Annotated in this window: 26 protein-coding genes; 11 read left to right on the top strand and 15 right to left on the bottom strand. The window is 34.9% G+C overall.

The window, feature by feature from the left end; genetic code table 11:
- The first annotated feature begins 431 nt into the window (after positions 1-431).
- Positions 432-1,031, top strand: a complete 600-nt coding sequence (locus ME3_RS06300; protein ID WP_007478073.1) for a bactofilin family protein — start codon at positions 432-434, stop codon at positions 1,029-1,031.
- A 199-nt stretch (positions 1,032-1,230) separates the two neighbouring features.
- Complete coding sequence (locus ME3_RS06295; RefSeq protein WP_007478072.1) at positions 1,231-1,620, top strand: hypothetical protein; 390 nt, start codon at positions 1,231-1,233, stop codon at positions 1,618-1,620.
- Positions 1,621-1,948: 328 nt separating this feature from the next.
- Here ME3_RS06295 and traG read toward each other — a convergent pair whose 3' ends face one another.
- From traG to ME3_RS06280, 3 genes are read right to left on the bottom strand one after another with little or no spacing between them, the layout of a single operon-like run.
- On the bottom strand, positions 1,949-3,862 hold the full coding sequence (gene traG, locus ME3_RS06290; protein ID WP_007478071.1) for a Ti-type conjugative transfer system protein TraG: 1,914 nt from the start codon (positions 3,860-3,862) through the stop codon (positions 1,949-1,951).
- Entirely contained in the window at positions 3,852-4,064 is a 213-nt protein-coding gene (locus ME3_RS06285) for a conjugal transfer protein TraD (protein ID WP_007478069.1), read from the bottom strand. The genes traG and ME3_RS06285 overlap by 11 nt, the downstream gene beginning before the upstream one ends.
- A 52-nt stretch (positions 4,065-4,116) precedes the next feature.
- Positions 4,117-4,347 (bottom strand): TraC family protein, encoded by a 231-nt coding sequence (locus tag ME3_RS06280; RefSeq protein ID WP_007478068.1) that lies wholly within the window; start codon positions 4,345-4,347, stop codon positions 4,117-4,119.
- 209 nt (positions 4,348-4,556) lie between these two features.
- Here ME3_RS06280 and traA point away from each other — a divergent pair, with 209 nt between their 5' ends.
- Positions 4,557-8,264: a Ti-type conjugative transfer relaxase TraA gene (traA, locus tag ME3_RS06275; RefSeq protein ID WP_007478067.1), complete on the top strand. Its 3,708-nt coding sequence runs from the start codon at positions 4,557-4,559 to the stop codon at positions 8,262-8,264.
- A gap of 32 nt (positions 8,265-8,296) precedes the next feature.
- Here traA and virB11 read toward each other — a convergent pair whose 3' ends face one another.
- The 11 genes from virB11 to ME3_RS06220 form a co-directional block, all read right to left on the bottom strand.
- Positions 8,297-9,349: a P-type DNA transfer ATPase VirB11 gene (gene virB11, locus ME3_RS06270; protein WP_007478066.1), complete on the bottom strand. Its 1,053-nt coding sequence runs from the start codon at positions 9,347-9,349 to the stop codon at positions 8,297-8,299.
- A 12-nt stretch (positions 9,350-9,361) separates the two neighbouring features.
- Positions 9,362-10,492: a type IV secretion system protein VirB10 gene (virB10, locus tag ME3_RS06265; protein WP_007478065.1), complete on the bottom strand. Its 1,131-nt coding sequence runs from the start codon at positions 10,490-10,492 to the stop codon at positions 9,362-9,364.
- Positions 10,493-10,517: 25 nt separating this feature from the next.
- Positions 10,518-11,372, bottom strand: a complete 855-nt coding sequence (gene virB9, locus ME3_RS06260; RefSeq protein WP_007478064.1) for a P-type conjugative transfer protein VirB9 — start codon at positions 11,370-11,372, stop codon at positions 10,518-10,520.
- A gap of 2 nt (positions 11,373-11,374) precedes the next feature.
- Entirely contained in the window at positions 11,375-12,046 is a 672-nt protein-coding gene (locus tag ME3_RS06255) for a VirB8 family type IV secretion system protein (protein ID WP_007478063.1), read from the bottom strand.
- A gap of 5 nt (positions 12,047-12,051) precedes the next feature.
- Positions 12,052-12,339 carry a hypothetical protein gene (locus tag ME3_RS06250; protein ID WP_007478062.1) on the bottom strand — a complete coding sequence of 96 codons (288 nt, stop codon included), beginning with the start codon at positions 12,337-12,339 and terminating at the stop codon, positions 12,052-12,054.
- 7 nt (positions 12,340-12,346) lie between these two features.
- Entirely contained in the window at positions 12,347-13,291 is a 945-nt protein-coding gene (locus ME3_RS06245) for a TrbL/VirB6 family protein (protein ID WP_007478061.1), read from the bottom strand.
- Between the two features lie 129 nt (positions 13,292-13,420).
- A complete protein-coding gene (locus ME3_RS06240; protein ID WP_007478060.1) occupies positions 13,421-13,630 on the bottom strand; it encodes an EexN family lipoprotein in 210 nt (69 codons plus the stop codon).
- Between the two features lie 31 nt (positions 13,631-13,661).
- A complete protein-coding gene (locus ME3_RS06235; RefSeq protein ID WP_007478059.1) occupies positions 13,662-14,369 on the bottom strand; it encodes a TrbJ/VirB5 family protein in 708 nt (235 codons plus the stop codon).
- Positions 14,366-16,726 carry a VirB4 family type IV secretion/conjugal transfer ATPase gene (locus ME3_RS06230; protein ID WP_007478058.1) on the bottom strand — a complete coding sequence of 787 codons (2,361 nt, stop codon included), beginning with the start codon at positions 16,724-16,726 and terminating at the stop codon, positions 14,366-14,368. The genes ME3_RS06235 and ME3_RS06230 overlap by 4 nt, the downstream gene beginning before the upstream one ends.
- Entirely contained in the window at positions 16,723-17,049 is a 327-nt protein-coding gene (locus ME3_RS06225) for a VirB3 family type IV secretion system protein (protein WP_007478056.1), read from the bottom strand. The genes ME3_RS06230 and ME3_RS06225 overlap by 4 nt, the downstream gene beginning before the upstream one ends.
- 17 nt (positions 17,050-17,066) lie before the next feature.
- The gene (locus ME3_RS06220; protein WP_007478055.1) at positions 17,067-17,381 is read right to left on the bottom strand and encodes a TrbC/VirB2 family type IV secretion system protein; all 315 of its coding nucleotides are present in this window, start codon (positions 17,379-17,381) and stop codon (positions 17,067-17,069) included.
- 61 nt (positions 17,382-17,442) lie between these two features.
- On the opposite strand from ME3_RS06220, the gene ME3_RS06215 reads away from it, so the two are divergent.
- A complete protein-coding gene (locus ME3_RS06215) occupies positions 17,443-18,198 on the top strand; it encodes a hypothetical protein (RefSeq protein ID WP_007478054.1) in 756 nt (251 codons plus the stop codon).
- 168 nt (positions 18,199-18,366) lie between these two features.
- Complete coding sequence (locus ME3_RS07065; protein WP_198002720.1) at positions 18,367-18,567, top strand: hypothetical protein; 201 nt, start codon at positions 18,367-18,369, stop codon at positions 18,565-18,567.
- Positions 18,568-18,755: 188 nt separating this feature from the next.
- Here the strand turns inward: ME3_RS07065 and ME3_RS06210 are convergent, their stop codons facing one another.
- On the bottom strand, positions 18,756-19,325 hold the full coding sequence (locus tag ME3_RS06210; protein ID WP_007478053.1) for a hypothetical protein: 570 nt from the start codon (positions 19,323-19,325) through the stop codon (positions 18,756-18,758).
- 511 nt (positions 19,326-19,836) lie between these two features.
- On the opposite strand from ME3_RS06210, the gene repC reads away from it, so the two are divergent.
- The 6 genes from repC to ME3_RS06180 all read left to right on the top strand — a co-directional run bounded on the left by repC (position 19,837) and on the right by ME3_RS06180 (position 25,088).
- Entirely contained in the window at positions 19,837-21,918 is a 2,082-nt protein-coding gene (gene repC / locus ME3_RS07270; protein ID WP_245256348.1) for a plasmid replication protein RepC, read from the top strand.
- A gap of 132 nt (positions 21,919-22,050) precedes the next feature.
- Positions 22,051-22,356, top strand: coding sequence for a hypothetical protein (locus tag ME3_RS06200; protein ID WP_007478051.1), 306 nt, complete (start codon positions 22,051-22,053; stop codon positions 22,354-22,356).
- A 19-nt stretch (positions 22,357-22,375) separates the two neighbouring features.
- Positions 22,376-22,897, top strand: a complete 522-nt coding sequence (locus ME3_RS07265) for a hypothetical protein (protein ID WP_007478050.1) — start codon at positions 22,376-22,378, stop codon at positions 22,895-22,897.
- A 367-nt stretch (positions 22,898-23,264) separates the two neighbouring features.
- Positions 23,265-23,909 carry a recombinase family protein gene (locus ME3_RS06190; RefSeq protein ID WP_007478049.1) on the top strand — a complete coding sequence of 215 codons (645 nt, stop codon included), beginning with the start codon at positions 23,265-23,267 and terminating at the stop codon, positions 23,907-23,909.
- A gap of 166 nt (positions 23,910-24,075) precedes the next feature.
- Positions 24,076-24,768, top strand: coding sequence for a ParA family protein (locus ME3_RS06185; protein WP_007478048.1), 693 nt, complete (start codon positions 24,076-24,078; stop codon positions 24,766-24,768).
- Positions 24,765-25,088, top strand: a complete 324-nt coding sequence (locus ME3_RS06180; protein WP_007478047.1) for a hypothetical protein — start codon at positions 24,765-24,767, stop codon at positions 25,086-25,088. The genes ME3_RS06185 and ME3_RS06180 overlap by 4 nt, the downstream gene beginning before the upstream one ends.
- Positions 25,089-25,402 lie beyond the last annotated feature (314 nt).

The following is a 25,402-nucleotide window of genomic DNA, read 5'->3' as shown; positions in this document are numbered from 1 at the left end:
GTTTTGTCCTTCTTACGCGGCTCCGAAATCATGATAATAAGGGGAGAGCTTATAAGGGCATTTAAATAGAAAAAAGTTGATAAAAATATAAGGTTTTTTATGAGCTATCTATTTGAAAAAATTATAAAAAATGTCAAAAAAAGAGAATAAAATAATTGACAGTAAAAGAGAATTTTGCTATACTGATCTTCAGTTTCTTAAGAAACACTTTGATAGTAAGCGGATAGGTTACGAAACAATCTCTCCAATGTCTTTTTAAACTGACTTTCTTTTATACGTATTCCAACGTATAGTGATTTTGTCGGGTGTGTTTACACTATACAATACCCTTTATGGGGAAAGTGTAACGACGGACTTACTACCGTGTTTCTTAACACCCGGCGCCCGTTAAGGGTGTCATTAAGAAACATTGAAATAGTAAGGACTTCATTATGAAAAAATATGAATTTACAAATGAAACCCTAAAAGCTGGTAAGCGTACTCTTCATCGTATTCGTGCGTTAAGAGACTTTGGTGATGTTAAAGCTGGTGATCTTGGTGGTTTTATAGAGAAAGAAGAAAATCTTTCTCATAATGGCGATTGTTGGGTTGGGGGTAATGCATTTGTGTGTGGTGAAGCTTTAGTTTACGACAATGCTATTGTGTGTGATGATGCTGTTGTTAGTGGCCACGTTTATGGTAATGCTTATATTTTAAATAAAGCATGGATTCATAATGATGCACATGTTTTTGGGTACTCTCAGGTATCTGGTTCATCTCGTATTAAACCAGGGGCAAAAATTTATGGTAATGCAAAAGTCTCTGGTGCTGTAAGAATTTTTGGTGAAGTTTATGAGAACGCTACGGTTGGTGATCATTTTAAGATTTACGGTTCTGTTTATGGAAATGCGAAAGTGATAGGTTACGGAGTAATTCGTGGAAAAGTTCATGGAAATGCGAGAATTAAAAGACGCAGTGAGTTGTTTAGTGTTCCAACAAATTGTGAGGTTTATGAAGGCGATAATGTTGTCAAGGTTGCTATAGCAGCGTAAATAACAGGCGAGGGGGCGCTTGCTTTTAAACAGCAAAAAACAAAACCAAGTCACATAAATGGTGCGGTTTAATCTTGGTTAGTTTTTAAAAAATTAAGCCCCCAAAAGAAAAGTTTGAAGCTGTTGTTACACTTTGTAAAGATACAGTATATGTTAAATTACGATTTTATATATTTAAAGACGCGAGGGGATAAGGATAATGAATAGTATATCTGAGGTTGAACTAAACAAGACAGAAGAAAGCTTACACGAAGAACCGCCTGTTTCAAAAAAGAAGCGTAAACGCAATCTATTTATACGTATATTTTTATTTTTCATAGGTAGGTTTTTACATCTCCTTTTTCTCTTTCTTTTGTTTATTCGTACACCAGTTCGTGCCATCTTAAGTTTTTTTGCGGGGGGATCAATGTTAATGCTATTCTTCTTCGTTTATGGATATTTACTAGACCGTGGAACATCACCCATGAACACAGAATTAATAATTGGTGGATTTATCTTTGCATGTGTTTGTTTATGCCTTACTTGGGCTTATGATGCACTTTTGCTGCGTCTAGCGCCTCCTGGTTATGATATCGCACTCTTTCTTTGAATAAATACTTTATTCGCAACGTGTTTAGTTAGAACAGCCTACAATATATCTTCTTATGGAATGCTTTTTTAAGGCATTTTTTGAAATGCCCTTATAAACTCTCCCCTTATTATCATGATTTCGGAGCCGCGTAAGAAGGACAAAACAAACCGTTTAGGTGTCTTTAAGTCAAGGACGCTTTAAGCGCCCCATAGGGGCTTCCTTGACCTTAAGAACCTAGGTTTGTTAGTCCCTTCTTTAAAAGCGGAAACGACTTCATGATTTTGGTGAGCGTTTTGGTGAGTTTGAGAGGCGGAAAGCCTCTCATTTTTTTGAAAATAAGCTTTTTTTATTTAAGTGCAAATCTATTTTCGTTAGCAAGAGCTTTAAAATCTTTTCGTCTAAAGTATATAGATCGTCCACAACGAATAGGAGGCTGTCCTTGTACAAGGATGATCTGTTCATCTTTTCGCATGGATTGTGTTATCTCATGAGGATAGATTAAAGGTCTTTGTTGAAAGCTTGTACTTTCGGTTCCTTTTGCTCCTGTTGTCCCTAAAGTTTTACTTTTGCCCTTAACCTCAATAGTCATTTTTCCACATGATTCAGAAATATTTTTAGCCGTTTTAATATCTTTAATTGCTGCATAACTAACGAAAGCACAACTTTCAAACCATGCCATAGCACCAGCATGACCAAAGTGTCTTTCAATTTGCCCGACCGATTGATAAAATAACATCAATGATATGCCGTATTTACGTCCACGATCACGAGCCTCTTCTAAGATGTTCATATATCCTAAAAGATCAATTTCATCTAAAACAAATAAAACTCTTTTAGCATAAAGACCATTAGCAGCCTCCATTGCTTTAAGGAAAGAACCCACAAGAATGCGACCGACACCAGGGTAAGATTTTAAAATTTTTGAAGGGATATTTAAAAAGATATCAATATCGCCTTTTGTTATGTCTTCTGTTTTAAAATCATTTCCACTAATCATCTGAGCATAATTAGACAGTGAGAGCCATTGTGTATCTTTTGATGCTGTAGCGTAAACACCAGAAAATGTCTGTTCTGCCATATTGGTAAAAACACCAAGGGTTTCGCGAATGAATTGTGATGGTGAAGAGGATTGTAATTTACGTAATTTTTTAATAACAGACGGCTCAGGTTCAGATACGAGAACACGAAGAGTTTTTAAATTTTTTTCTTCTAATTTGTATTCATTGGAAAAAACAATATGAGCCAGTAATCCCGTCAACAAATTGTGTGCATGTGATGTAAAGAACTGGTCTGTTGATGTTGATTTATGATTTTCAGATAATAAAAGTCTAGCAATTTCAACTAAACCAGCTTCCCTTTCATATAAAGGGATATTTTCATTTAATAACCAATCTAAAGGATTAAAAGCTTGAGTTGATTTTCCATGCGGATCAAGAACATGCATAGTTCTGTTATTAAAGCGTTGTCGTGTTTCTTTAACGATAGGAGCGATTTCTGTTGATGGATCAAAAACAACTAATGGCCCATTATATTTAAGGCAAGTAGGGATAACATTACTTGTTGTTTTATAACCTCCTGAACCAGCAAAAAAGAGCATATGTGTTGAGTCAAAATCAAGGTTGTATGTTAGAAGTGGCTGACTTCCACCTTTCCCCCATGTTGTTTTATCTGTTGGATTAAAGGGTATATCTTTTATAACGTCCTCATCGACTCTGTATCGCTCACCAATAATTATTTCCCCATTAGTTGGAAAAATATTTTCCAAACGTTTCATATCAATCCACTGAGCTCCCCCAAAAATCATTTTTTTTGAATTTTTAAAAGGAGAGGGAGGAGCTAATGATAATTTCATAGTGAAACCAAGAATAAGAATTCCAATGAAAGATCCAGTTAAAACCATCCTATCAAAAAATGGCAAAACATTTTTCCAGGTCATACCATTTTGTCCAACATAGGGACTTAATCTTATATATTCAGATGCATTGTAATAAGTAGCAAAGAGACAAAATACGATTAATGAAGAGATGGTGATATTTTTTCTAATATGTCTTTTTTGTAACAAGACGAATGAAGAACATGAAAGTGCAATAAAAATTAAAACATCAAGAGGCTTTGAACGTATAAACCAATAAGCATCTGGTGTTGTACCGTTTTCTGTAATTTCGTTGATTGTTATGTTAACAAGAAGAGGTGTGATGATAGAAAAAATAATTGGGCATATTAAAAGTATGATTTGTTTACTATCTAATTTATTTATCATTTGCTATCCGCATATCCGCAAAAGCATCTTTTCCTGTTTTTTCAAAATCTTTGTATTCTTTTGAAGTTTCATCGAGTTTTGAGGCATGAATCAAACAACCTAAAATGAAAGACTTATTTGCTTCTCTAAGACCAGCTTTTACAACAAGCCCTCCTAATATAATTTTTTCACGTGCATCTTTACGTCTTATTTTATCATTCAAATATCTAATCCTTTTTTCAATACGTCTTAGTAATTTTATGGATTTTCCAAGATTATTCAGATTTTTGCTGTTCTTTTTGAAATTGATTTTTAACTTCTTCAAAAATTTCTTTCCATTGTTCATTTGTTATATTTAATATTGTTAATCCAGCTTCTGCTGCTAATAATGCAATTTTTTCCCCTTCATATTTTTTAGCGGCTTTAATATCTTCAATAATTTTTTTTCTTTTTTTTTCAAGAATATTTTTTTCTTCTATGAGCTTATTTAATGATTTTCTTGCCATTTAAATATCTTTCTTTTTTGTAAATTTTATAAATTTTTTAACAGAAAAAGGCACTGATATCAATAATAAAAAGTGCGCATAAAATGCGCTCCTGAAAATGTCTTTCTTTGAAAGATTTTTTGAAGGCGCAATTATACGTTTTTTTTTAAAACGTTTTATGCTAAGATTTTTTTTATAAAAAATATTATTGTTTAAAAGAATTTTACCTTATGGCAATATCGCATTTATCAGCTAAAATTATTGGTTCCGGAAGATCAGCAGTTGCAGCTTCAGCGTATCGTCATAGAACGAGAATGTTTGATGAATTAGAAGGATCGAGTACGCACAAATATAATAAAGAAAAAGATCTCGTTTATTCAGAAATTAGCTTTCCTAAAAATTCACCAAAATGGCTTAAAGAACCATTGAAATATCTCGATAAAAATGAAGAAAAAAGTGAATGGTTATGGAATTATGTTCAAAATAATGAGCGTGTAAATGGACAGTTAGCAAGAGAAATTGTTATTGCATTACCATTAGAATTATCTCAAAAACAAAATATTTCTCTTGTACAAGAATTTATAAATAAAAATTTTACATCACGGTGTCTTATTTCCGATTGGGTTTATCACAATAGTGAAGGAAATCCACATATTCATATAATGCATACTTTACGTCCTGTTGTAGAACATGGGCTTGGGTCAAAAAAAATAGCTGTTTTAAATGATGATGGAACAGTGAAAAAATCTTTTGTTATGATTCATGACAAGAAAGGAAATCCGATAAAAAGAGAAGAACGTATAGTTTATGAAAATGTCATAGGTTATAAAGATGCGATTAAGGATTTACGTAATTCATGGGGTGAAATTGCAACGAAACATTTAGCAATGTCTGGCTATGACATAAAAGTAGATATGCGGTCCTATAAAGATAGGGGATTATCTATAGAGCCAACTGTTCATTTAGGGCAGTCTGCGAATGCGATGAGAAAAAGGGGCCTGCTTAGTACTGCAGTGCAAGCTAATGAAAAAGTAAAACGAAAATCTGTAGAGATCATTAAAAAAAATCCAGCTGAAGTATTAAAATTAATTTCATTTGAGAAATCGACATTTAGTCGTATTGACCTTGCTAAGATCATTAATCGATATGTTGATGATGCAAATGACTTTAATGATATTATGGTGCGCTTAGAGCAAAGTGATAATCTTATTAAAATTAAAGATCATTCTCATCCTAATAAAGTTATTTACTCAACAAAGGAAATTATAAAAATTGAATATAATATGGAACGTGACGTCGTTTCTTTGTTTCAAACAAAGGGGCATGGTCTTAAAAGTAAGAAGGTTTTAGATGCAATAAAATTTGTTGAGAATAAAGATCGCAGCAATACATTCAAGTTTTCAGGAGAACAAAAATTAGCAGTGCAGCATATTACAGATGATAAAGGTATTGCGGCGATTGTTGGTTATGCTGGTGCTGGAAAATCGACTTTATTAGAAGCAGCAAATATTGCTTGGGTGAATAGTGGTCGACATGTATTTGGTGCGGCTCTTGCGGGTAAAGCTGCAGAAAGTCTTGAAGAATCCTCAAAAATAAAAAGTAAAACTCTTGCCGCTTGGGAGCTAGCATGGAAAAATAAAAAAGATGAATTACGGGTTGGTGATGTTTTTGTCATTGATGAAGCTGGAATGGTTTCTTCAAAGCAGCTTTCTTATTTTGTCCAAAAAGTTAAAAAAGCTGGCGCTAAAATAGTTCTTGTTGGTGATAATATGCAGTTACAACCAATTGAAGCTGGAGCAGCATTTCGTGCTGTTGTTGATAATATTGGCTATGTTGAATTGTCCGGCATAAGAAGACAAAAAGAAGAATGGGGACAGGAAGCGTCAAGACAATTTGCACGTGGTCAAGTGAAAGAAGCTTTAGATAACTATAAAAATAGGGGATTCATTCACCAAACTAAAACGCATGAACAAGCAATAAATACTATTGTTAAAGATTGGATGGATACACGAAAGAAGGTAGAAACAAAATATGCAGAAGAAGGAAAATCTTTAAGGGGTGATGAACTTCTTGTTCTTGCTCATACAAATGCGGACGTAAAAAAATTAAACGAAAAAATTCGAACAGCACTCAAAAATGCTCGTTTACTTAAATCAGAAGATATAGCGAGTACAACAAATTTTGATACCATGAGGGGGCAACGAGAATTTGTTGTTGGTGAGCGGATTATTTTTCTTGAAAATGCTCAGTTCAAAGAAAGATATGCGCCGGAATTAGGAGAGCAAAAAGTTAAAAATGGTATGTTAGGCACTGTTTTGTCTACGCAAAGTAAAACAGGAAAACCACTTTTAAAGGTGCGTCTTGACTCTGGCCAAGAGGTTGTTTTCTCCAACCAAACTTATCAAAATGTTGATCATGGATATGCGGCCACCATTCATAAAAGTCAGGGAGTGACAGTTGATAATGTTTTTGTTTTAGCCTCGTCGTTTATGGATCAACATCTTGCATATGTTTCTATGTCTCGACACAGATATCAATCACATCTTTATGTAGCAGAGCAGGATTTTAAAAATGTTAGATTACATGAACACAGGCAGATTAAAGGTACAATAATTGGTGAACTTGTAGAAACAGGGCATACTTCTTTTAATGAAAATGCAAAAACCAAAACACCTTATGCTGATATAGCAACTTCACGTGGAATTGAACGTATTTATGGTGTGAATCTGCCTTCTGCTATAGATGGTGCGGGTATTGAGTTTGGTGACAAGATATCTATTCGTCAAGACAAAGAGACTATTGTTGTTAACAATAAGGAAATCAAAAAGAACATTTTTAATGTTGATTTAATAGAACGCGGTGACCCTTCTTTAGTTAGTGGTATCAATCAATCGGATCGTGCAAATACATATGAAAAATTAGTGGCAGCTTTTTCTAGATCTGGCGTCAAAACAACAACTCTCGATTTTTCTGAATCTTCTGATTACAGAGATTATATTGCTAAATTTACGGCAAATAGAGGGATTGATGTTTCTCAAAGTTTTGGTGAACGAGTTTCCTCTTACATTGAGACAAATAAAGAATGGTTGCAAAAACAGAGAGAAAAGATTGAAAGGCTTTGGGATAGAGCAAAAGCAAGTTTTGCTAAACTTCAAAAAGAAGGTATCAAGATTGAGCAATCACAAAAAGATTTTAATATAGCAACAAAACAAGCGCCATATCTTTCTTCTTATACAGATACTTCTAATTTAGAACAAAAAGCGCAAAATGCTCTTAGGAATGAAAAATCTTACGTTGATACTTTTAAAGAATTAAACGATCATTTGAAGACTATCTATAAGGATCCTCAAGCAGCAGCACTTAAGATTGAAAAAACGATTTTAGCAGGCAAGGGAGATAAATTACCTGATATTTTAGCTAAAGCGCCTAATAAAGCTGGTGAACTGCGTGGATCAGATCGTTTAATAGACAAACTAAAGTCAGCAGGAAAAGAACGAAAAGCTGCACTTTATAATGTTCCTCTTGCAGTTTCTACAATTAGAAAACTTCAATCATTTTATAAAAATTCCTATGAGAAGCATATGGACAGACTTACACGTGAACGTGAACAATTAAAAGTTGAAGTACCTTCTCTCTCTCAAGAAGCTATTGCTTATGTGAAAAATGTTGAAGTTGGCCGTAATAATTATTCCAAGATACCAGAGAACATTAATAAAGAATTTGTGCAGCTTGAAAGTGCTTTAAACAGGCGTTTTGGAGAAGATATGATTTATAAGCGAGATTTTAACTTATCGAAAGAAATAGCCTCAAAACAGCCTTATGATAAGAAGCTTGTCAATGAACTTCAAACGGCAATAAAATTTCTGCAACAAAGACATATACAAGAGCTAAACAATCTTGCAATAACACGTACGGTTTCAAAAGGAATTACAAGGTAATTGCAGTGATAGCTATCGATTGATTTATCTTTTTAAAAAGCATCTCGATGTTTAAAAGGATCATAATACATTTCTGTTACACGGAATTTGCCTTCTAAACGTTTGCATTGAATAATGATATCGATCATAGAAATCAATAAACCACGGATGTCTTCGCGTGCCAAATCGCTTCCCCCATCGCTTTCCTTGACAAGAAGCGTCATTTGTTCAAAGGCTGCTAGAGTAGATGAAGCATGAACAGTCGTGATTGATCCTGGATGCCCAGAATTGACATTGCGGATATAGTAAAAAGCTGTCCCATCACGCAATTCTTGTAAGAGAATTCTGTCTGGTCGCATACGCAGTCCAGATTCAAGTAATTCTTTAACTCCAACTCTTGCCAATCCTTGATTATCTTTTGAATAAAATAATTGCACTTTGTTTGGATGAGGAACGACAAGTTCGGGAGTATCTTCAATAGTTAAAATCCGCTCATCTTCAGGAATTTTTGCAATTAGAGCTTTAGAGAGTGTTGTTTTCCCTGATCCTGTTTTGCCAGATATCAAGATATTTTGTTGTGCAATAACGGCTTTTTCTAAAAAACTGTTAAAATCTTTAGCAATGAATAATTTCGTTAACTCTTGTTCGCTATCGGAAAGCTCACCTAGCCGTTCAGCCATTTGTTCAGATGGGGTAAAACTGACATTTTTAGTGACAGAAAACAAACCTTTTTCATGCAAACTTTCAAGAGAAAAAGTTCGTGAGGAAGGCTTACGAATTGTCATGCTGATAGTATTTTGTGCAGCCGCAGGGGGCATTACAATTTGTATGCGTTCATTGTTGGGAAGTGTTGCTGAGAGGATTGGGTTTTCTACACTGATTTTTTGAGTTGTATAAGCAGCAACAACCTTTGCTATGCCTTCCAATTCACTATATGTCAATTTTTCAAGTTTATGTGTTTTCCAACCATTTTGACTCTCAACCATGACCTCGCCAGGACGATTGATAACAATTTCAAATAAACTTTCATCATTTAAATAGTCATTTAATAACTTCAATTTTGTTAAAACAACAGAGGCTCGTTCTGCATTTTTCGTTTCTGTCATAATGGTTTACTTTTACCGATATGGAGAATGGAGAAAGAAATTGCTTGGAGCAGAGCGCGTAAAGATTTTATTCTCTTTTTCTGTTACGGCCAACTTGTAAACTGATGAAAAATCCAAGTCTCTTGCAACGAAGATATTTACTAACTCACCCTGATTTTTTTCTAAGGTAGGAGGTATATTAATTTGATTTTCAAGTGCAATGCTAGCTGCGTCTTTACCAAGGTTATTTGTGCCAGTGATTTTGATGTTATCACTTATTTGACCTGATAAGTTTGCTGAGGTATTATCAACGATGGAAAGTAGCAATGCTGATCCGAAGCGTTCCCACCAATGGGTATTAATAGTACCATCAAAACCAGATCTTCCTAAATTGTCAGTGGCTGGTGATGCGAGAGTAACGATGACTCCATTGGGTGTTTTTGCTCTTGTCCAAAGAACAAAAAGCCTATGCTGTCCTTTTTTTAATCCACCTCGATATTCACCAACAATTTGTGTTCCTTTATCAAGAAGAATAACGCGGCCATTATCAGATAAAATATCACGATTAATAACACAACTTGTAAAACCTGGCTGATCACTACTTATCGCTGTTTCTAATATACATGGAATGGATGTTCCCATTGCGATAATAAAATTTCTATTGCCTAGCAATCCTGCTTTTGTTTCTTCTGTTTTTGTGGGCTTTAAAAGAGCAGAGAAATTTTGAAAATTCCGGTCAGAAATTTCATTTGTTTCAGTAAAATTATCTCTTCTTGTTCTATTTGCTTGGAAATGAGCCTCACTAGCAAAAGCTAAAACCGGTGCACGTTTTGCTGCATCAAGTAATGGATCATTTTTAATATCTTCGGTTGGTGGTATTGGTGCTGGTAATGTAATTTGACCAATTTGCGGTTTTGGTTCAGAAGGTGCTAATTCTAAAGGAGTGAGTGAAGTATTAAAGCTTTGTACTTCTTTTTTGGGTTCTTTTTCTATATCATCTTGTGTTGATGAGGTTGAGAATATGTTCCAAACCATATAAGCGCCAATCCCCAAAAAGACGAGCCCTATAATTACTTTTTTTCTTGTTTCGCTTGATATATTATTTTGATTATCATCAATTTTTCCGCGATCTTCAGAGATTATCTCATCATTATTGTCACTCACGTATTTATTCCTTTCACTTTTCCCCTTAAAGATCTGTAACGATTTTGCGTTCAACAAATGGTGAGGTTGTACCCGTTTCTGGATCGCTTCCTTTAGGCTGATAGGCTTCATTAAAAATACATAAAACATTTGCCCCATGTCTTAAAATGAATTGGTGACTAATAGCATGCACAATGACCATATTGCCTTTTGTTGTTTTAGGAATGAGAGATTCTTTACCATCGTTTCCAACGATATAAATAGCGGGAATTTCTTGATTATCAGAAAAAGTAAATGTGGTTATTTTACCATTATCATAAACTGATGTTGGTTCAAGAATAACTGTTCCTTGAGCTGAATAAGCCCAATTTCTTGATCCATGTTGTTCATAAGCACCAAAGGCTTCATCTACCTGTAGCGCTTGTTTTCTATCCTTTTTAAGTTGTGCTTCAATTTGTCTTTGTGCTGCTTCATCCTGAGGATAACGAAATTTTACAAGGAAATATGTTTCACTTTCAGATGAAATTTCCCCATTTTTAACCATCAATTCAAATTGATAAGACCGTTTTGACCCATCAAGCCGTGTTGTTATGACTTGTAGATTTGTAATAGGCTGAACTTCTCGTGGTTTAAGAAAGATAATGTTTCCAGCCGGCGCTACTTCCCATGCAATGCTATTTCCAATAGCGACATGTGCAATTTCTTCATTAGGGGAAAATTCTATTTGCACAGATGAACGTATAGATCCAATGATTTTTGTTACATTATAGGCATCGTAATTGACGAAGCGAATTCTATTGTCATTAGGTGCACGTGTAGGAGAAATACTAGCATAGCTCATATTATTTAAAAAAAAGCTGATCACAATGCTGAGGAAAAAAGAAAATATAATTTGCTTCATTGTTAATTCACCACTTCAGGATCAGTTCTGTATTCACGAACCATAAAACCAAGAGGGTTTACCAAACGATTTTGTGTAGAAATCGGAGCATTACTATATCTAAAAGTAAGAGTTGCTACCCAATGCGTAATGGATTCTTTATTCGTGTTATTTTCACGAACAGTTTTGTAATAACGAACCTGAGTGACATCTTTACTGATAAACGAGATTGATTTTATAGAGATAGTTGCAACAGCGTTTTTATATAAAAACTGTGGACTCTGTGGATTTTTTGCACCATACCACTCAGCAAATCTACCTTGCTCTTCAAAAGAAGATAACAAAGAGACCGTCTTAAAATTATTTTGCGTTTCGCTTAAATTGAATCCTTCACGAGCACGAACATATTTTGTAGCAAAATAGCGTGTAATGGCTTCATCAAAATTTGCGGGGCTTTCTTTTAACGCTTCAACCACCTCAACTATACCCGTTGAATTATCAACACGGATTACGAATGGCTCAACTGTTTTAAGCGGCACAAGCGCTATAACGGCTAATGAAGAGACAATTGCAGCTATAACTGCTACTCCAGCAACAGCAAGCGAGGCACGCGTAATACGGCGGGATGTGATTATTCGATCTTGATCAAATGATCGCGCTTCAGCAATGTACTGCTCAACGTCTTTCTTTTTCATTTTATTTACCCGCAATTTTTATATGATTCAATTTCTTGATGTTTTGATTTTTCAGCTAAAGAAATATCAAAACTATCATTTTGCGCTGATGATTTGACGCCTGTATCATTGTTGATCATGATTGGAGTGGAAGATGGATTTTTCCCTTCCCAATTCCACATTGATTTGTTTAATGGTCTCTTAGAATATCCATTACATTTCGGTAATGATTGTCCTGTATTTTGAAAAGACGCACATCCACTTATAAAACAGATGAAAGATAAAATGATCCCAATGTTTTTAAAACTCCGCATTTATGATTTATGCTCCTCGAATTTTTGACATTAAACCTTTTGCACCACGCATACCTGCACGAATTGCAAAAGCAGTTGTTTTACCAGCTGCTCTAGCCGTATGGTGACCTAAATGTGTTGTTCCTGTAAGATTTGCACCACCAGCAGCTAAAGCTGATGCAATGGCGGGTAAATGGATAAAGATATAAATACCACATATACCAATTATGAGGAATTGGAGTATAGAAAACAGAATATCTTCAACGTTATCTGCAAGAATATTCATTGAAATACTTACATATAAATTACCAAATAAAACCACTAATACTTGCAAAATAACAAAATTTGCAACTTGACCTAGCCACGCTTCTGTAAAACGTCTAGTTGTTGAAAACATGTAAAGACTTATAAAAAGTGGTCCTACTGATAAAACAAGAAAAAGACCAATTTTAGCAAGCATTGAAACAATAAAACCAATTGTGCAAAAAATGCCCGAAATAACTATACAAATTAAACCACCAATCCAGTGAATAATATACGTACCTAATTCAAAAAACCCTGTTTCTTTTTGTGTTTTGGCAAAGGCGGTTTTATAAGCTTTTGCCAGCATATTATCCCATACATTTTCACCAGAATCTGCTCCTTGCGTTATTCCTTGTGTGACATTTGCAATGGCGTTAGATAGATCGGTAAAAAATATATTTTTAACCCAAGCATTATACTCAGGGGCTTTTGTTGCGAGCGTAACAATAATAGCAAGTTTTACAGATGTCGCTGTAAAGTCCCATAAGGGTATAGAAGAACGCCCATATATGATATTGTAACCCATAAATGCAATGTAGATTATACAAGATAGGGATAGTGGAACAGATAAAGATGATGAAAGATTTACAATAATTTTATCTATTATATCATTAAGAGTACCCGCTATACTGCTATCCATCTTAGTAAATGTAGGAATATAGTTGCTCATTGAATATCTCTTTTATTTATAATTCCGCTACATTACGTATCTTCATATTATTTATTACGAAATTCTTTTTCTGTTCTATGTATCTTTCACTCTTCTTTACAGATTCATGGAGTTATTTTACATTAGCCTCTACGGATTACGGCCTTCACTTAAAAGTTTCCTATACGCTATCCGTGCGTTTTTACAATTTTTAGATTGATCTAAAGAACCGCACAGAATTGCCCATTCATTGAGCAATTCTTTATTTTGTTTAAATTCTTCTACACTGTAAGTTTTTTCACAACCTGCAATGATAAGACCCGTGCAAAAAAGTAATGTCGTCATAATGATTTTGTTCATGATTAGATTTTCCTTTTTATTTTTTTATGATTTATAGTTGGTTAGCATAATCGCTGTGTCGTGTATTAAATTCCTGTCTAATACGAATCTCTCCAGCCTGCTTTTCAGCTTGTTGAATCATAGTGGCAGCTTGAGTTTGTAGAACTTCTGCTTGTAACATTGCTTGGATAGCTGTTAATTGCGCTTGAACATCTTGAATTTCAGCAGCAGTTTGTGCTTTTTTAAGTTTTTCAAGCAGCTTGCTAATTGTTTCTTTCTTTTTAGCAGCCTCCTCGTAAATAGCTTGCCCTGTAGCTGCTTGCCCTACGTTACGTTGTTGTATTTTCTCAACTTCTTGTCTGTAGAAAGCATCAACTGCTTCTTTTGATCCTGCACCACCTGCTGGTTCTTTGTATAAAAGCTTTTCTTCCCATTTTGCAGCATTTCCACCGCCACCTCCGGTGCCACCCATCGATTGTTCCAAATGATTAAAATCAAAAGGTAAAGCCGCATTATTACCCTGATTATTGAGCAACTCCTGAAGTGCGGATAAATCGGTAGCTCCATTTAAAGAACCATACAGTTTTTTCATTTCATCAAGTTGAGAAGTTAATTGGTCAAGCTGTTGTTTGCCTTGCTTTAATTGTTCCATCATTTTGGCAACAGCCGCTGCATCAAATGTGGGCACTTGTGCTAATACATTTGATGTTAGCCCAAAAGAGATTGTACAAAACGCTATCGTTAATAAAATTTTCCTCATTGTTTTCGCTTTTCTTGAAAGAGCGGGAACCATTTTTCTGGAGATTCACCCACTTCGCTCATGATTGTCTCCAGTAGTTCAATATTCTTGGTTGTTCCGCTTAAAATGGCTATTTCATCATCAAATCCACGTAGATTTAGTTCTGCAACTACAGAACTGTGACCTTGCTTGACTAAAAACTGGCGTGATTCCCGCGTTAATTCTGTTTGTATCAGGTTAAATTCTCGATCTGATAATTTAAAACCCTCCACGTAATCTGCGTAATTTCCCTTTTGGTTAGGAAAATATATTTGTGTTGGGCATTGTTCTATAATGGTGTGTGCAATTGTTGAGTTGAGTGCGTCTCTTGGTGATTGTGTTGCAAAAAGCATTAAACCATTTTGTTTACGGATCGTCTTTAGCCTGTCTTGTGCAAATGTTTTAAATGAGTCATCTTCTAGCGCTTTCCAGAACTCATCAATGACGATGATAATGCGGCGCCCGTCAATCAGATCAAGTATTCTATGGAATAAATACATCATTAATGGAGGACGGATTTCGTCATTATCCAAAAAGTCAGTCATATCATAACCAATGAATTTTGCGTCAATCCCTATATCATCGTCATCATTATCAAAGACCCACCCTAAGGCATTGCCTTTACGCCATTTTTCCAAACATCCAGCAATGCCTTCTCTATGGGTAGTATCAAAAAACATTTGCAATGCAGATATTGTGTGCTGTTCCTTAGGTAATAAGGCTAGTTGATCAACAGCTGCAGAAATATCTTGACGCTCTGCTTCACTTATTATTTTCCCCTCGTTAGAGACAAGCTTTGTAATCCAGTGTCGTAGGAATACTTTGTTGGCAGGATTGCTATAATCTAACCCCTTTAATGGTGCTATGCCTGTTGGCTTACCATTTTTTAGCGGCATGTATGTGCCACCACCAGCTCTAACAAACAGTTCTGCTCCACGATCTTTATCAAAAAACACCATGTCAGGGTCATGCTTTTGAAGCTGTGCTAATAGAAAATTAACAATAACGGTTTTACCAGACCCAGATGGACCGCAAATAAAAGTGTTTCCTAAATCACCAAAATGAAAGTTAAAGTAAAAAGGAGATCCAGCCGATGTTTTCATAAGAGCAACAGCGGGTCCCCATTGATTGCCGTCTATTTTTCCAACCGGAAATGAATAAAAGGGTGAAAGTGCTGCATAATTACGACTTGTAATAGCACCAGAACGCATTCGATAAGCATAATTGCCAGGAAGCTGTGCCCACCATGCCGCTTCAAGCCCTAAGTCTTCACGAGCAACGACAGCACCACCTTCTGTAAGGCGAACACGTGCTTTTGCAAGATTATCGATGAGCTCTCGTTGTGTGTCAGCAAAGACTGCTAATGATAAATGATGTTCACCCAAAACAAAACGATTTGATTCAAGATCATCCAGTGCATCATCTAACTCATCAATTTGAGATCCTGCACGATCCCCGGCATTGACCATCTGATTTTGTTTACGCCCCATAATCTGTTTTGCAACGTTTTTGCTTTTGAAAATAAAGGATTGCGTAAAAATGAACTCACACGGGAGAGTAAGCAAACCATTTGTCATGTCTGGTCTGGTTTTAGCTGGATACTCTTTCCAACCAAACATTCCCGCAAACCGTCGCTTTGCTTCGTGGCGTATTTCTATGATTTCTTTACCGAAAAGAATCCGATCTGAATATACAGATGATGCTATTGTTCCCCATGTAAGAGGTACACGTTCATAACGGCCGCCTACTAGTTGATGAATAAATTCACTTTGTGCAGAAAAAATATTACCGTTATGCTCATAAAGACTAAGCCGTTTTACACCATAACGCTCTAAGTTCTGCATGAGATTGATTGCAACATCTTCGAGCTTACGAATTGATTCTGCATCTACCTCTGTTTTTGTTTCTTTCGCTTTTTCTAAGCGTTTAAAAAAGTCAGCTAATTTATCGGTTTTATCAACATGAGGGTTCCATATGATTGAAAGATAGAGGTCATTACGATATAATTCTTGAAATACCATTCTTTGACGGTACTTATCATCCAACGTCTGTGCAAATTCTGATCTGAAAGTACCGTCTGGATAAACTGTTTCACGCCTTCTAATAATATGACTGTAAATTGCTATCCGTTCATCAGCGATGTTTTTAAAGCAGTTATTTAATTGTTCATGAAGGACATTAAGGTCAGCAATATCTGCTGTTTCAAAATTAATTCCTTCAATGGCTATAACAGTCATAAGCGCTCGTGATGACAACGCTATAATATGTTCATTCACGTGGCGCACATAAGGTATGACTGATTCCGGCTGGGGTTCACGTTTACGTTGAGCAGTGTTCATTTTAGCTCCTCATAATTACGGATTAACCGTAATGGAGAAATACTACCACCCCCCCATTGCTCAGCGTTTTTTGAGAATTTGCGAGTTTGTAACCATGCAATAAGAACACGAAATTTATTATGATCGTGTTTGATAATTTCCTTCATTATGAAATGAATAGAAACACCAAGTGCCATAAAGAAAATATTATCTGCTAGAATAAATATTATAAGCGTGCCCATAAAATTTAAACCCATAGCTTCTACTGTAACGCCTGCGATCATTGCAGGCCGTGTACAGGCAAGAAACAATGTATCTTCAGTGAGTTGATCACGCTCTTTCATTGCTTTAAATCATTATATTAAGATGATAGCATGCTTACAATTTGTTGTGCACCGAAAACGATACCTATGCCAACACAAACAAAGAAAGCTTTACGCATTTCGATGTAACCAGCAATCCACGCGATGCCGACACCAGCAACTGCAATAATTGCAATAGATTTTGCAATGGTTCCTGTTAGAGCTTGCACTATTTTATCAAGAGCACTTTCGATTTGCCCAAAGCCTTCAGCCAATGCTGGATCGCTTAATGTTATAAATGCGATAAACAACATAAGTCCTGTGGCTAACCATTTCTTTTGTGTATTTGGTACAGTTAATTTATATGAAGACATAAAATTCCCTACTCCTTATATTATGATAGCTATATAAAAAACTATATAAGAAAAATACTCTATGCAACTATTTCACGAGAATAATAATTTTATTACAATGGATATAAACAGAAAAGTATTTCAATCGTGGTTTAAATATTTAATTTTAACTTACATTATTGTTTTTTTTATTTTTACTTTTGATAAAAATACTAAAAATTTTATTCAATTACCTTTCATTCAAGAAGTAAAATTTATAATAGAAAAGCAATTTCAAGATCCGGATCCAGAATTTACTGTTCACTCAAATAAACCAATAAAAATTTCCGGTTCATCACAATTACACAAAAAACACACACCAGTTTATTCAGGCGCTATACAGGTAACAAGTGGTGTTACTTTTAAAATGATAACACCAGTAGATGAGATCTGGCGAAAGAGAATTGTACGTCGTGTTCATTTGTATGGTGTTGAATCATGTGAGCCACGTCAATTTGCATTACGTAACGGTGTTCAGTGGCCTTGCGGTTTTTTTGTCACTGCATGGCTTGTATCGAAAACAATTGATAAAAATGTTACTTGTAAGCAAGTTTGTGTCGTCAGGAAGATTCATTACGCACAGTGTTTTATTGATGGGGTTGATATTGCCAGCTTAGGTCTTGCAGAAGGAATGATGGTTTTACCGAAAGATCAACATAATTTTCCTTCACCTGCACACTACAAGGAATTACAATTTTCTGCTCAAAAAGCCAAAGTTGGATTATGGTCTGGAGATTTCGAACATCCAGGAGACTGGAGAAGAAGAAATGGTGCCTATAACCCTATTGATCCGCATTGATTATTCTAAATGAAATCAGAACATGAAGACTTTAAGAAGTTTGTTGTCAGGCACAAAATATCATATTAATTTTAAAATTTTTGAAAGAGCTGCCGGACAATATTTCCACAATCGGCCCTCCAGTGATACTGTCAGGTAAAAGTTGACCACAGCCTGCTTTGCATTCTGATGGACAACTCCAATCATGGAAAATTGTTGTTTTTATTGACGCTTTTACTTACTCGTATCGGGCGGTCACTACAGCGCTATGAAGGGGCGCGTTCCCTTCCCTCTACATCGTTTCGTATCGCTATCGCTAGAGAAAACAATGAAATAAATGATATGAAAAAGAGAAATGCGAATCTCAAAAAAGAAAAACCCAACTGCTGAAACAGAAGGGTCTTTCGGAGTGGGAGAATCATTAGAAAATGAAATAACCTAACTTGTGATTAGATTAAATCAGTTCAGAATGATTTTTTATAAAGCAGCAAAAAAGTTACGTCACTATAATATGTTTTACAAGAGGACTTCCTCACTTTTCCCCTCTTTAATTACAAAAAAACAATGAAGTATGATTATTATTTATTTGTAAAATCTTCAATATCGGTTTGATATCCATCGTCTGGAAAATCTTGTTTTATTTGATATTCTTTTATAAAAGCAATTTTATCACCTTTGAAGAATATTGCTGGATTCACCCAATACTGATTTCGTAATTTTGGTTTTAGAAGCTCTTTGAATATCAATTCTTTTAAGCCATTCTGAAATGTTTTATTACACATATCAAGCTTTATGCCATTTAAACCATCGTCAAGCCAAACTAGAATAATACTATCAGTGAAGTTATCTGTTAACTGATCTGATTGATATAGTAGCAATATTTCTATAAAGGCACGGCGTCCGGTATGAGATAAATTAAAGATTTTTTGAACATCATCTGCGAATACCTCTACAAACTGCCTTTTATTTTTTTCTTCAATGGTGCAAATCATAGGCGGAGTAAGAATTTTACCAGTTTTGAAATTGATAAGCTTGTGATGTCCTATATACGCTGTAACAGTTTCATCTTGAATGTGTATTTTGGGTTTATCAAGAAAAGGATTTTTGTCAGGAAAATATTCTAATTTTCTTAAATTAAGATTATCCATTTTAACTGTCCGTTAAAGTTTTAAGCAGCTTGTTATAATTACAATTAAATTATTCTTTTAAAGTAAAAACAATTGACATTTTGTTCTAAAAATGTTGTATCATATAATTAACGATTTATCTATAAGTCAAACATAGAAAACAAATTTTCGTATTTAATGGCCACGACATTGTTTTTTTATGCAATGTTAAATGCAATAAAGGAAGAAAATTAGAAGCCTTTGGCTTTCTAATCTAATAGTCCGAATAGGAGGAAGGGGAGCTTAGAATTATTAGTATATTGAAAATGTTTTTGTTTTACGTATAGTCGTAGACTGCATGAAATATGCGGATCAATGATTCTTTTTTAATAAGAGGAAATTAATGGCAAAAAATAAAAAACCCAACTGCCGAAGCAGAAGGGCTCTCTAAAGACATCATAATAATAATGCATTATGAAGAGTTATGCAAGAGTTTTTTTCTGACTAGGGTGTTTTTATCTTTTTTGCCTCTAACAGCGAGGTTAAAATGATTATGGTTAATAAAACATCTGGAAGACGTATAGACGCTCATCACATAGAATACAGAAGATTGGCAGAAAATGCAGAGGTTGGTTCTGTAAGCCGTAGCCAATTGATTAGATTAGCTAAGAAATTACGCATGACTGGCTTTATAAAAGATACTGAATGTAATCTTCTTTTAGCTTTATTAGATACAGCTTCAGTTTCTTCTTTTGAAGAAGGGGGCATTCCTATTGTTTTCAAAAGCAATCAACGTTTAGGAATAGAGATCAGTCGTAGTGACTCCCGTGTTAGTCGCTTGCTTTCAATCCTTTATGATAAGGGTCTTATTGTCATGCGAGACTCTGGAAATTTTAAACGATATTCTGCACACAATAGTCACAATAATATCACAACGGCTTGCGGTATTGATCTGCGTATTTTAATTGCTCGCTATTGTGAGCTTCAACAAAAAGCAGATGATATATTGGAAGATTTAGAAAAGCGAAGAGAAGCTTTACGTTGTTTTAGGGGATTAGTAAGACAGATTAAGTTTTCTTGTGCATCTGAAATCACACCGTTTACGCATATGCTGTTTTCTAGAGTACAAAAAGTTATATGTATTATAGGACGGCCATCACAAGTTTCTTTTGAGAAACTAAAGAAAGCTATTCGGTTTTTCGAGTGGATTTTGCAACGTTTTTTTGATGTTAAAATGTCAAAAACGACATACACGTATGTCACCGACGACATGCACATACATAATACAAACCCCTATCCTATTTGTAAAAGTAATACAAACACACAGAAAACAAATCACTCTTCAAAAAACAAACCAACAATAATGAATTCGGATAAATCCGAATACTCTTCCATAACTAACGCGACTTCCAGTCGCTATAAAAATAACAGTGAAAGAAACACACGCGAAACTGAAGCAACACCCTATTCAAATGATGGCGTATTGCCTCAAATTAAGCCAGAGACTTTAATTAGTGCTATGCCTAATGTCTCTGAATTCCTTGATAACAAACCTAACTCAGTGGATGATTTAACCAGATCAACAGAGTTCTTAGCTAAAATGACTGGTATTTCTCCTGATGCCGTTAAGCAGGCTAGAGAAACTATGGGATTTAAAAAAGCTGCTCTTGCTATTGGCATTATTCTCGAAAAATACACTCGACAACTCATTCATTCACCGGGAGGATACCTGCGTGGCATGATTGATAAGGAAAAACAGGGGGAATTATATCTTCGCTATTGTGAGCTTCAACAAAAAGCAGATGATATATTGGAAGATTTAGAAAAGCGAAGAGAAGCTTTACGTTGTTTTAGGGGATTAGTAAGACAGATTAAGTTTTCTTGTGCATCTGAAATCACACCGTTTACGCATATGCTGTTTTCTAGAGTACAAAAAGTTATATGTATTATAGGACGGCCATCACAAGTTTCTTTTGAGAAACTAAAGAAAGCTATTCGGTTTTTCGAGTGGATTTTGCAACGTTTTTTTGATGTTAAAATGTCAAAAACGACATACACGTATGTCACCGACGACATGCACATACATAATACAAACCCCTATCCTATTTGTAAAAGTAATACAAACACACAGAAAACAAATCACTCTTCAAAAAACAAACCAACAATAATGAATTCGGATAAATCCGAATACTCTTCCATAACTAATGCGACTTCCAGTCGCTATAAAAATAACAGTGAAAGAGACACACGCGAAACTGAAGCAACACTTTTTTCAAATGATGGCGTATTGCCTCAAATTAAGCCCGAGACTTTAGTTAGTGCTATGCCTAATGTTTCTGAGTTTCTTGATAACAAACTTAACTCAGTGGATGATTTAGTCAGCTCAACTGAGTTCTTAGCTAAAATGACTGGTATTTCTCCTGATGCCGTTAAGCAGGCTAGAGAAACTATGGGATTTAAAAAAGCTGCTCTTGCTATTGGCATTATTCTCGAAAAATACGCTCGTCAACTCATTCATTCACCGGGAGGATACTTGCGTGGCATGATTGATAAGGAAAAACGGGGGGAATTATATCTTGAACGTTCTATTTATGGGCTACTTAATTCAAATCAACAAACTGTATGGGAAAAATGAAAACGCAAAAAACATATTGGCCAACAAAAAAACTAGAAAAATTTCAGAGAAAACCGTAGTTTTAATTGCTTAAATTTATGACTTAAATTAATATGCAACATATGTTTTCCACATACTAATAAGGAGATTTCAATGAAGAAAAAACTACCTAAAAGTTATATGACTGATGAACAACGTGAAGAATTAAGAGCAGGGGGATTATCGCAAAATGGTATTTATCTCTCTGAAGCAGAAGCAGCGGAAAAAGCTAATGATGAAAAAACAACATGGGAATGGTTAGCAATGGCCGAATATCCAGCTCATGCACTTTTATGTCTTAGAAAATGGAATGGACCCCAATTTATTCGTGATATGGGATTTTCTACCAAAAGTGCAGATGAAGAATATGGACCGGATTGGTTAGATAAAGGTGTTAATATAGGAGGTCATCATTTCTAATAAATTACAGAAGTTTTTTTTGCTTCAAAATGGCTATGTTCAAGATGTTGAAGAAACATTAGCGGTTAAAAAATTACATAATTTACGAAGTAAGTTACACGATTATGTTCGTGATGTTGGTAAGAGCGGTGATTTCTCGTTACTTCTCGATACAGAACGCAGCTTTGTTGATGACGATTTGTCTAGGTATACTAATAGCCCAGAAATGAAAAGTAGTCTTAAAACAGCTTTGACTGAAATAGACATTATTAAAGAACATTTGGAAATTGTTGCTGATCCTACTCAATATCAATTGATTAACAAAGCGCATAGTCTGTCAAAAAATAGAAAAAATGGGTTACCTTATGATGAAGCACGTCAGGCAATGGCATCACATTACACAAGGTTAGGTAATCTAAACAAAGCCCGTTTAACAACAGTTGAAAAATCAATTATTGATGCACGTAAAGACAATATGAAAGTCATGCGCAGACTGTACGAAAACATGCAAGCAAAAGCTCTCGGTATCAATCTGTCTCAAAATAAAGGCATGTCTCTCTAATTATATCATTATATTTATACAATTAGGGGTAAGAAACTAGCTCCTTCCCCCAACAAGCGAACAGAATTAGAAAAGCCCTATTAAACATTATACCTTAAGTATAGTATCCTATCATATAGTATTATAACTTATAATATTATATCCTATTTAGTAAAAAGATTGAATGCCCATTATCTTATTTGCTAATTCAAAAAGCGGTAATGGAAAACAACATCTGCTCTAAAAAAACACGTTGGCCAACAAAAAAAGTTAGAGAAAATGTCAGAAAAAACGATCGTTTTTTCTGATATAAAACCATATATTTATTTGACATTTTTTTTGAAAAAAAATATATCAGTTTTTATCTAAAATAACCTTTTTACTGAACATGCCAAAATTTTACGCTTATTTACGCGTTTCCCGTGATGGACAAGATACAGAAAACCAAAAACTTGGTTTGTTAGAATATGCTAACAGGAATGGTTTTGCTCCACTCCATATTGAAGAGGAAATTGCAAGTCGAGAAAAAGACTGGCGTAAACGTAAACTTGGTTATTTAATTGAAAAAGCTAAACGAGGTGATGTGTTGTTGACACCTGAATTTTCTCGTATAGCTGGTTCTTCTCTTGCTGTCTTAGAAATTCTCAAAGCCGCTAGTGAACGTGGTTTAATTGTTCACGTGACAAAACAAAATCTCGTCATGGATGGGAGCTTACAAAGCGATATTATCGCAACCGTATTAGGTATAGTAGCGCAAATTGAAAGACATTTAATTCAAACGCGTACAAAAGAAGCATTAAGTGTTGCTCGTCAACGAGGTATTAAACTTGGTCGGCCAAAAGGGAGTATTTCTACGCAATTAAAACTTGATAACTATATTAATGAAATTCAAGCATTCATTAATGTTGGTTTATCGCGAAGCCGTATTGCTAAACAATTAGGAGTTAGTGTGAATACCTTACACTTGTTTATTGAACGCAGAAATATTAAACCTACGAAAATTAAGCCAATCATTACTATGCCAATTGCGTAAGAAAAAACTCTGTTAACCTGAATATATACCCTATTCTCAATTATTACGCATAAAATAAATAGTGAATATTTATTATTTACGTACAAAATACGTAATAAATATTTACTAAATTTTTAATAAATACGTAATAAATATTTACTATGTATTTAGTAATAAGGAATATCCTATGCCTGTCATTACAATGTGTTCAACAAAAGGTGGTGTTGGAAAATCAACAATGGCATTGGTGCTAGCTAATGTTTTTGCTAAAGCTGGATCTAAGGTGAAATTGATTGATGCGGACCCAAATCAACCACTTGTGACATGGATGAAAAGATCCATAGATACAATGCCAAATAATATAGAAGTTTCTGGAAATATTACAGAACAGAATATTGTTTCATGTATTGATGACGCTGTAGAACGGTTCCCATTTGTTATAGTTGATCTTGAAGGTTCTGCCAATCTTGCGGCTTCTTTTGCTATAGGAAGGGCTGATTTAGTTTTAGTTCCTATGAGAAGAAAACAACTTGATGGAGACCAAATAGGAAAGATTATCACTTTAATAAAACAACAGAGTCAGTTCTTTAAAAGGGAAATAGCTTTCCGTATTGTTTTTTCAATGACAAATACCTTAAATAGTCGTGAAGCACAGCATATAGAGAGAACGCTGAAGAAAGCTAATATTCCTATTTTACCAGCTTCATTAACTGAAAGAGGAGCTTATAGTGCTCTTTTTCAAATCGGAGGATCACTTTTTGATTTATCATCCTCTGATGTAAATAATCCTCAAGCAGCACAAGAAAATGCAACAGTTTTTGCTAATGCTGTTGTGAAAATATTGGATGATGCGAATTTATTAAAGGATAGAGTAGCATGACCAAAAGGGCTGAGATTTCATTGCCAAATTTTGAAAATTTACAACCATTTACAAAAGCACAAAGAGTAAATGAACAAGATCTGAATAGGATAGGTCAACAAAATGGTTTTACGACGCGTCATAGCTTAGAAATAAAACAGAGTAATGGGAGTGGGCGTAGACAGCGTAGTTTAAAGACAGCAAGGTTAACGCTTGCACTTGAACCGACAGTGAAAGATAATTTTTGGTCTTTGGCTGATGAACTTAATGAAGATGGTGGTGATTTTCTTAATCGTCTTATTGAAACTTATGTAGATAGCAAGTGCACGCAAAATAAATAATAATTGTTTATTTATCAAATAATTACAAAAGTGCTACATATCATGAGTTTAAAAGGACTTTCTATGTCAATGAGAGGTTTTTCACCTCTCAAACTCTCCGAACCGCTCACCAAAATCATGAAGTCGTTTCCGCTTTTAAAGAAGGGACTAACAAACCTAGGTTCTTAAGGTCAAGGAAACCCCTACGGGGCGCTTATCAGCGTCCTTGACTTAAAGACACCTAAACGGTTTGTTTTGTCCTTCTTACGCGGCTCCGAAATCATGATAATAAGGGGAGAGCTTATAAGGGCATTTAAATAGAAAAAAGTTGATAA

Origin of the sequence: Bartonella melophagi K-2C (assembly GCF_000278255.1) — a bacterium.
GTDB classification, from domain to species: domain Bacteria; phylum Pseudomonadota; class Alphaproteobacteria; order Rhizobiales; family Rhizobiaceae; genus Bartonella; species Bartonella melophagi.
Note: the sequence above shows the minus strand (reverse complement) of the source record. Positions and strands in the feature narration are given on the sequence as shown.